The organism is Streptomyces sp. NPDC088810, from assembly GCF_044750305.1.
GTDB lineage: Bacteria > Actinomycetota > Actinomycetes > Streptomycetales > Streptomycetaceae > Streptomyces.
Genome location: NZ_JBIVJQ010000026.1, coordinates 1 through 4,729, shown reverse-complemented (window position 1 = coordinate 4,729; position 4,729 = coordinate 1). Strand labels below are relative to the sequence as shown.

The following is a 4,729-nucleotide window of genomic DNA, read 5'->3' as shown; positions in this document are numbered from 1 at the left end:
GACGCGGTGGTGCAGCGTCGGCGGGCCGCCGGGCTGTCGGGTGTGTCGTTGGCGTGGGGTCTGTGGGAGCAGGCCACCGGCATGACCGCCCACCTGAACGACGTCGACCAGGCCCGCATGAACCGCGGCGGGTTCCAGGCGATCACCGCCGACGAGGGCCTGGAGCTGTTCGACGCGGCCCTGCACACCGGCGAGAGCCTCCTCGTCCCGATCAAGCTGGACCTGCGGGCCGTACGTGCCGAGGCCGCGGCCGGCGGCGACATGCCGTCCCTGCTGCGCACGCTGATACCGCACAGCCGGCGCGCCGCCGCCCGCATCGCCGCCGGACGCGGCAGCGGCCTGGCCGGCCGGCTCGCGGGCCTGAGCCCGGCCGAGCAGGAGGCCCTGCTCCTGGACCTGGTCCGCACCCATGTCGCGACCGTGCTCGGTCACACCGGACCCGAGAAGGTCAAGGCCGACAAGGCGTTCAAGGACGCCGGGTTCGACTCGCTCACCGCCGTCCAGCTGCGCAACCGGCTCCGCGAGACGACCCGGCTCGGCCTCCCGGCCACCCTTGTCTACGACTACCCGACCCCGGTCGCCCTCGCCCGCTTCCTCCGCGACGAGCTGGTGGGAGCGAGTGGCAGCGTCCTCGGCGCGGCGGCCCCCACGGTCGTCGTGGCCGACCCGGACGAGCCGATCGCCGTCGTCGGCATGGCCTGCCGCCTGCCCGGAGGCGTCAACAGCCCCGAGGAGCTGTGGCGCTTGGTGGTCGAGGGCCATGACGCGATCTCCGGGTTCCCCGCCGACCGCGGCTGGGACGTGGACGACCTCTTCGACACCGACCCCGAGAACATCGGCACCTCGTACGTCGACCAGGGCGGCTTCCTGCACGAGGCGGGCCTGTTCGACGCCGGCTTCTTCGGTATCTCGCCGCGTGAGGCGCTGGCGATGGACCCGCAGCAGCGGCTGCTGCTGGAGACCTCCTGGGAGGCGCTGGAGCGGGCGGGCGTGAACCCGTCCGCGCTGAAGGGCTCGGACGTCGGCGTGTTCTCCGGCGTGATGACCCAGGGCTACGGCATCGGCGGCGACATCCCGCCCGAGCTGGGGGGCTTCACGGCCACCGGCTCCGCGGTGAGCGTGGCCTCGGGCCGGGTGTCGTACGTCTTCGGCTTCGAGGGCCCGGCCGTGACCGTGGACACCGCCTGCTCGTCCTCCCTGGTCGCCATGCACCTGGCCGCTCAGGCGCTGCGCAACGGCGAGTGCTCCCTCGCGCTGGCCGGCGGCGCGACCATCATGGCGACCCCCGGCACCTTCGTGGAGTTCTCCCGGCAGCGGGCACTCGCCCCCGACGGCCGCTGCAAGGCCTTCTCCTCCACCGCCGACGGCACCGGCTGGGCCGAGGGCGTCGGCGTGGTCGCCCTGGAACGCCTCTCGGAGGCGCGCCGCAAGGGCCATCGCGTCCTCGCCGTGCTGCGCGGCAGCGCGATCAACCAGGACGGCGCCTCCAACGGCCTCACCGCCCCCAACGGCCCCTCGCAGCAGCGGGTGATCCGCCGCGCGCTGGCGGCGGCCGGGCTGGCCGCGACGGACGTCGACGCCGTCGAGGCCCACGGCACGGGCACGGCGCTCGGCGACCCCATCGAAGCCCAGGCCCTGCTGGCCACCTACGGCCGCGACCGCGAAGAGCCCCTGTGGCTGGGCTCGGTGAAGTCCAACATCGGGCACACCCAGGCCGCCGCCGGCGTCGCCGGTGTGATCAAGATGGTGGAGGCGCTGCGGCACGGCGTCCTGCCCCCGACCCTGCACGTGGCGGAACCCACCCCGCAGGTCGACTGGTCGGCGGGCTCCGTCGAACTCCTCACGGAGGCCCGGGAGTGGCCCGACAGCGGCCGTCCGCGCCGCGTCGGCGTCTCCTCCTTCGGCCTGAGCGGCACCAACGCCCACCTCATCTTCGAGCAGGCACCGGAGGAGCCGGTCGCCACTCCGGAGGCGTACGACGGTGTGGTGCCGCTGGTGGTGTCGGCGGCGTCGCAGGGCTCGCTGTCCGCGCAGGCGGAGCGACTGGCGGCGTTCGCCGGGGAAACGGAGGCATCGCCGGCGGAGGTCGCGGGGGCGTTGGCGGCCCGTCGGGCCCTCCTGAACGAGCGGGCCGTGGTCGTCGCCGGGACCCGGGAGGAGGCGGTGGCCGGGCTGGGCGCGCTGGCCAAGGGCGAGAACAGCCCTGCGGTGGTGCTCGGTTCGGCGGGGGCGTCTGGGCGGACGGTGTTGGTGTTCCCGGGGCAGGGTTCGCAGTGGCTGGGGATGGGGCGGGAGCTGCTGGAGTCCTCCCCGGTGTTCGCGGAGCGGATCGCGGAGTGCGCCCGGGCTCTGGAGCCTTGGGTGGAGTGGGACTTGGCGGCTGTCCTTCGGGGTGATGTCGATCTGCTGGCGCGGGTGGACGTGGTGCAGCCGGCGAGCTTCGCGGTGATGGTGGGTCTGGCCGCGGTGTGGGCTTCTGTTGGGGTTGTGCCGGATGCGGTGGTCGGGCACTCGCAGGGTGAGATCGCCGCCGCCTGCGTGGCCGGTGCGTTGTCGCTGGAGGATGCGGCGCGGATCGTGGCCGTGCGCAGTCAGGTGATCGCCGGGGAGCTGGCGGGCCGGGGCGGTATGGCCTCCGTGGCGTTGTCCGAGACGGAAGCGGGCGAGCGCATCACCGCGTGGGACGGGCGGGTCGAGGTGGCCGCCGTCAACGGTCCCTCTTCGGTGGTGATCGCCGGTGACGCCGGGGCACTGGACGAGGCGCTGGCCGCGCTGGAGGCCGACGGGGTGCGGGTGCGCCGGGTGGCGGTGGACTACGCCTCCCACACCCGCCATGTCGAGGCGATCGAGGACGCGCTGGCCGAGGCGTTCGCCGGCATCCGCAGCCAGGCGCCCGTGGTGCCGTTCTTCTCGACGGTGACCGGTGAGTGGGTGCGCGAGGCGGGTGTCCTGGATGGCGGTTACTGGTATCGCAACCTGCGCAGCCGGGTCCGTTTCGGCCCTGCGATCTCCGCGCTCCTCGCCGAGGGCCACTCGGTGTTCATCGAGTCCAGTGCTCACCCGGTCCTCGTCCAGCCCGTGAACGAGATCGTGGACGAGACGGGGACGGAGGCCGTCGTCACCGGTTCCCTGCGCCGCGAAGAAGGCGGCCTGCGGCGCCTGTTGACGTCGATGGCCGAGGTCTTCGTCAGGGGCGTGGAGCTGGACTGGACGGGCGTCCTGCCGGTCGGCGCCGATACCGTACAGGTGGACCTGCCGACGTACGCCTTCGACCACCGCCACTACTGGCTCAAGCCCGCCCCCGCGGCGGACGCCGTCGCCCTCGGGCAGGCCGGTGCCGACCACCCCCTGCTCGGCGCTGTGGTCGAAGTGCCCGATACCGGCGGGGTGTTGTGCACCTCCCGGCTGTCCCTGCGCACGCACCCCTGGCTGGCTGACCACGCGGTCGGCGGGGCGGTGCTCGTCCCCGGCACCGGGCTGGTGGAGCTGGCCGTGCGGGCCGGTGACGAAGTGGGCTGCGGTGTCCTCGACGAACTGGTCATCGAGGCGCCGCTGGTGCTGCCGGAGCAGGGCGGGGTGCGCCTCCAGGTCGCCGTCGGCGGCCCGGCGGAGACGGGCTCCCGGACGGTCGCCGTGTACTCGGCGCCCGAGGACGCCCGCGGAGACGTCGGTGCCGACGCCTGGACCCGGCACGCCGCCGGCACCCTGACCGCGCCGGCGCCTGCCGACCCGGCCCCGCCGGCCGCCGACCTCGCCGTGTGGCCGCCCACCGGCGCCCGGCAGGTGGACGTCTCCGGTGGCTACGAGCTGCTCGCCGCTGCCGGATACGGCTACGGGCCGGTCTTCCAGGGCGTACGAGCCCTGTGGCGGCGCGGTGACGATCTCTTCGCCGAGGTCGCGCTGCCCGAGGACCAGCGGGCCGGCGCCGCACGGTTCGGCATCCACCCGGCCCTCCTCGACGCCGCGCTGCACCCCGCGATGCTGGATGTGGCGCTGGCCGACCCCGAGGGCGAGAACCGCACCGACGACGGCAACGGCGTCCACCTCCCGTTCGGCTGGAACGGGCTGCACCTGCACGCGTCGGGCGCCACCGCGCTGCGCGTGCGCCTGACCCGCTCCGCGCCCGACGCGCTGTCCCTGCAGGCGGCGGACGAGACCGGTGCGCCGGTGCTCACGCTGCGGTCGCTGGTCTCCCGGGCCGTGTCCGCCGACCAGCTCGGCGCGGCGGCCGACGACAGCCGGGACTCCCTGTTCCGCATCGAGTGGACGGAGCTGCCAGGGACCACGGAGCCGGGCACGGACCTGCCGCCCGCCTGGGTGCCGATCACCGAGCCCGCGCACGTGGCCGCGCTGACCGACGGCTCGGGAGTGCCCCCGGTGGTCGTGCTGGAAGCCGGTCGCACCGAGACGGCGGACGACGCGGCGGCGCTGGCGCTGACGGGTCGCGTGCTGGAGATCGTCCAGGCGTGGCTGGCCAGCCCGAGCCTGGAGGCGGCCCAGCTGGTCGTCGTCACCCGGGGCGCGATGCCTGCCGCCGGCGAGCAGACGGTGACCGATCCGGCCGCCGCGGCCGTCTGGGGTCTGGTTCGGGTGGCCCAGGCGGAGAATCCGGACCGGATCGTCCTGCTCGACACGGATACGCCTGCCGGCATGGACGTCGAGTCGCTGCTTGCGGCTGTACTGGCCGTCGGTGAACCGCAGATCGCGGTGCGGGGCAGTCGCTTGTTCG

Annotated in this window: 1 protein-coding gene; it reads left to right on the top strand. The window is 74.4% G+C overall.

All coding sequences use genetic code 11. The features are described from left to right. Positions 1-48: 48 nt before the first annotated feature. Positions 49-4,729, top strand: a 4,681-nt coding sequence (locus ACIP4Y_RS38410; RefSeq protein WP_401401799.1) for a beta-ketoacyl synthase N-terminal-like domain-containing protein, incomplete at its 3' end; no start/stop codon positions are given.